Source organism: Aeromicrobium sp. PFPM2_SD2 (assembly GCF_057364525.1).
Genome location: NZ_JBNFNZ010000219.1, coordinates 1 through 4,028, shown reverse-complemented (window position 1 = coordinate 4,028; position 4,028 = coordinate 1). Strand labels below are relative to the sequence as shown.

General features: G+C 72.9%; 3 protein-coding genes. 1 reads left to right on the top strand and 2 read right to left on the bottom strand.

The window, feature by feature from the left end; all coding sequences use genetic code 11:
• Positions 1 to 125: 125 nt before the first annotated feature.
• On the bottom strand, positions 126 to 1,655 hold the full coding sequence (locus AC2W7G_RS10665; protein WP_485868408.1) for an aldehyde dehydrogenase family protein: 1,530 nt from the start codon (positions 1,653 to 1,655) through the stop codon (positions 126 to 128).
• Positions 1,652 to 3,235, bottom strand: coding sequence for a GMC family oxidoreductase (locus tag AC2W7G_RS10660; RefSeq protein WP_485868407.1), 1,584 nt, complete (start codon positions 3,233 to 3,235; stop codon positions 1,652 to 1,654). The genes AC2W7G_RS10665 and AC2W7G_RS10660 overlap by 4 nt, the downstream gene beginning before the upstream one ends.
• A 116-nt stretch (positions 3,236 to 3,351) precedes the next feature.
• On the opposite strand from AC2W7G_RS10660, the gene AC2W7G_RS10655 reads away from it, so the two are divergent.
• Positions 3,352 to 3,951 carry a galactosyltransferase-related protein gene (locus tag AC2W7G_RS10655; protein WP_485868406.1) on the top strand — a complete coding sequence of 200 codons (600 nt, stop codon included), beginning with the start codon at positions 3,352 to 3,354 and terminating at the stop codon, positions 3,949 to 3,951.
• The last annotated feature ends 77 nt before the right edge of the window (positions 3,952 to 4,028 follow it).

The window sequence follows — 4,028 nt, the reverse complement described above, 5'->3', positions numbered from 1 at the left end:
CCGCCGGGCTCGGTGCCGGTGACGCCCGCGGCGGCGAGCAGCTCGGCGAGCTCGGCGTGGCGGCCGACGAGCGGTGCGACGGGCGACGTCATGACGACATCCTGCCCCGCCGCACCGACAGGACGTCAGCGCTTGAGCGTCTTCTTGCCGCCGTGCAGGACGGTGATGATCTGCGCGAGCCGCCCCTCGGTCACCTTCGTGCGGGCGAACGTCACCAGCTCCAGCGGCGACGCGAAGCGCTGCACCGTGACCGCCTTGGCGTAGGTGAACTCCTTGAGCCCCTCGGCCCCGTGGATGCGGCCGAAGCCGGAGTCGCCGACGCCGCCGAACGGCAGCGTGGGCACGCCGGCGAACGAGATGACCGAGTTCACCGAGGTCATGCCCGAGCGGACGCGGCGGGCGATCTCCTCGCCGCGCGACCCGCTGAACACGGCACCGGCGAGGCCGTAGGCGGTGGCGTTGGTGCGCTCGATGGCCTCGTCCATGTCGCGCACCTTGTTGACGACGAGCGTGGGCCCGAACGTCTCCTCGGTGACGGCCAGCGAGTCCTCGGGGACGTCGGCCAGGATGGTCGGCTGCACGAACCGCTCGCCGACCGCGTCCGCGCCGCCGAGCAGCGCGCGGCCGCCCTTGGCCAGGGCGTCCTCGACGTGGCTGCGGACGACGTCCAGCTGCTTGGGCATGGTCATGGGGCCGTACTTGGCCTCGGGGTCCGAGCCGGCCCGGACGCCGAGCTCGCGCGCCCGTGCGGTGATCTCGGTGACGAACTGGTCGTAGACCTTCTCGTGGACGTAGACACGCTCGGTGCCGATGCAGGTCTGCCCGGCGTTCGACATGCTCCCCCACAGGGCCGCGTCGGCGGCGGCGCTGACGTCGCCGTCCTCGTCGACGATGAGCGAGTCCTTGCCGCCGGCCTCGATGACGACCGGGGTCAGGTTCTGCGCGCAGGCGGCCATGACCTTCTTGCCGGTGGCGGTCGAGCCGGTGAACGCCAGCTTGTCGACGTCGGCCAGGCACAGCGCGTTGCCGGTCTCGCCCAGGCCGGTGACGACCTGCAGGACGTCCTTGCCGCCGACCACCTCGCGCAGGGTGTCGACCAGCCACGTGCCGACACCGGGCGTGTACTCGCTGGGCTTGAACACGACGGTGTTGCCGGCCGCCAGCGCGTACGCGAGCGAGCCGATCGGGGTGAAGACCGGGTAGTTCCAGGGACCGATGACGCCGACGACGCCGAGCGACTTGTGCTCGACGAACGCCTTCTGGTTGGCCATGAGCAGGCCGGGGCTGACCTTGCGCGGGCCGAGCACCTTGCCCGCGTGCTTGGCCGCCCAGGCGATGTGGTCGATGGCGATGGAGATCTCCAGCAGCGCGTCGCCGTGCGGCTTGCCCATCTCGCGGTGGACGAGGTCGGCCAGCTGGTGCATGCGGCGGGTGATGACGCTGCGCCAGGTCAGCAGGATCTCGGCGCGGTCGTCGAAGCCGAGCCCGCCCCACCAGGCGTACGCGGCGCGGGCGCGGGCGACGGCGGCCTGCACGTCCTCGGCGGAGTGGACCGGGTGGACGCCGACGACGTCGCCGGTCGCCGGGTCGAGCGACTCGAACGTGGGGCGCGGGGCCTGCCCGGCGGTGTCGGGCGTGTCGATCGTGGCGGTCATCGGGACTCCTTGACGAGGTCGGCGGCCTTCTCGCCGACCATGATGGCGGGTGCGTTGGTGTTGCCGCGCGGGACGCGGGGCATGACGGAGGCGTCGGCGACGCGCAGGCCCTCGACGCCGTGGACGCGCAGCTGCGGGTCGACGACGCTGCCCTCGACCGTGCCCATCGCGCAGGTGCCGACCGGGTGGTAGAGCGTCTGCGCGAGGCGCCGCAGGTTGTCGACGAGCTGGTCGTCGGTGGGGTCGGCGACGTCGGGCATGAACGGGCCGCCGACGAGGTCCCGTAGAGGGGCCAGGTGGGAGATCTCGACCGCCTCGCGCAGCCCCGCGAGCATCGCGTCGAGGTCGGCCGGGTCGTCGAAGTAGGCCGGGTCGATCTCGGGGTGCCAGTGCGGGTCGGCCGAGCGCAGCCGCAGCGCGCCGCGGCTCTTCGGGTCGACCAGCGTCGGTGCGATGGTGAGCGACCGGCGGGTCGGCTCGTGGATGCCGTTGTCCCAGAAGCCGGTCGGCGCGAAGTGGATCTGCAGGTCCGGGTGCTCCACGGCGGCGCTGGAGGAGAAGAACGCCCCCGCCTCGCCGACGTTGGACGCCAGCATCGTGCGTCCGGTGGCCTTCCAGCGCAGCAGGTTGCCCAGCGTCTGCCCCTCGGCCAGGTCGGTCGTGCCGCGCGAGTGCAGGACGATCCCGGCCGCCGGGTGGTCGTGCAGGTTCTGCCCGACGCCGGGCGAGTCGACGACGACGTCGATGCCGTGCTCGCGCAGGTGGGCGCCCGGACCGATGCCCGACAGCATGAGCAGCTGCGGGCTGTTGATCGCGCCGCCGCTGAGGGCCACCTCGGCGTCGGCGTGGACGTCGTGGGTCGCGCCGGCGGACTCGTAGCGGACGCCCACGGCACGGGTGCCCTCGAGCAGCACCTTCGTGACGAACGCGCCGGTGCGGACGGTCAGGTTGGGGCGGGCCATCGCCGGACGCAGGTAGGCGTCGGCCACCGACCAGCGGCGGCCCTTCCTGTTCGTCACCTGGTACAGCCCGGCGCCGCGCTGCTCGGCCCCGTTGAAGTCGTCCGTGCGCTTGTGCCCGGCGGCGACGGCGGCGTCGACGAACGCGTGGCTCAGCTCGTGCGTGAAGGCGCGGTCCTCGACCCGGAGCGGACCGTCCGTGCCGTGCCAGGGACCGCCGAGCCGCTGGTTGCCCTCGGCCTTGACGAAGTAGGGCAGGACGTCGTCGAAGCCCCAGCCCTCGGCGCCGTACGCGTCGCGCCACTCGTCGTAGTCGGCCCGGTTGCCGCGGATGTAGATCATCGCGTTCATCGACGAGCAGCCGCCGAGGGCGCGCATGCGCGGCCAGTCGGCGCGCCGGCCGAGCAGCTGCTTCTGCGGGGTCGTCTCGTACTGCCAGTCCCAGGAGGTGCGGAACAGCGTCGAGAAGGCCAGCGGGATGCGGATCTCGTCGGCGTCGTCGACCGGGCCGGCCTCCAGCAGCAGCACCGAGACCGTCGGGTCCTCGCTCAGCCGGGCCGCGAGCACGCCGCCCGCGCTGCCCGACCCGACGACCACGTAGTCGAAGCGTTCCTGGGTCATGGGACCTCCTCGGTGACGTGCCTCACAACGTACTGCCGCGGCCCACCGTGACACAACCACTGTCACGTACGTCGCTCGACCGGCGGACGACGTCCGTGCGTGCTTGCATGAGAGCCATGACGACCACGACCCGGCACATCGACGCCACGCCCGACGAGGTGTGGAAGGTCCTGGAGGACGGCTGGCTCTACCCCCTGTGGGTGGTCGGCGCGTCCCGCATGCGCATGGTCGACGCAGGCTTCCCCGCCGTCGGCACCCGGCTGCACCACTCGGTCGGCAGCTGGCCGCTGCTCATCGACGACACCACCGAGGTGCTGGAGGTGACGCCGGGCCACAGCATCCTGCTCAAGGCCCGGGCGTGGCCGGCGGGCACCGCGGACGTCCGCGTCGTGCTGCACGCCGACGCGTGGCGTCGCGCCGGAGGGTTCGACGAGGCCTACGTCGGCTACGGCGGCGAGGACACCGACTTCGGCCAGCGCGTCGTGCGCGCCGGCCTGGACCTGGGCTGGGTCGGCGCCGCCCGGGCGTACCACCAGCACCACCCCACGACGTCCCCGCCGGTGCAGCACGTGGCCGACGTCGTGCGCAACGGCCGGCTGTTCCGCGACCGGTGGGGACGCTGGCCGATGACCGGCTGGCTGGACGCCTTCGAGGACCGTGGGCTCGTGCGCCGCCACGGCGACGACTACGTGGTCGTCCAGCCCGCGCCCGCGTAGACCGGCGCGCAGCGGGTACGCCCCGGCCATGGACGACAAGCGCACCCCCCACCGAGCGGGCCGTCACCGTCGCCGCC

What these genes read in the sequence shown, in the direction of transcription:
- AC2W7G_RS10655 (WP_485868406.1), top strand. Translation starts at nt 3,352, where the DNA reads ATGACGACCACGACCCGGCACATCGACGCCACGCCCGACGAGGTGTGG.
- AC2W7G_RS10665 (WP_485868408.1), bottom strand. Translation starts at nt 1,655, where the DNA reads ATGACCGCCACGATCGACACGCCCGACACCGCCGGGCAGGCCCCGCGC.
- AC2W7G_RS10660 (WP_485868407.1), bottom strand. Translation starts at nt 3,235, where the DNA reads ATGACCCAGGAACGCTTCGACTACGTGGTCGTCGGGTCGGGCAGCGCG.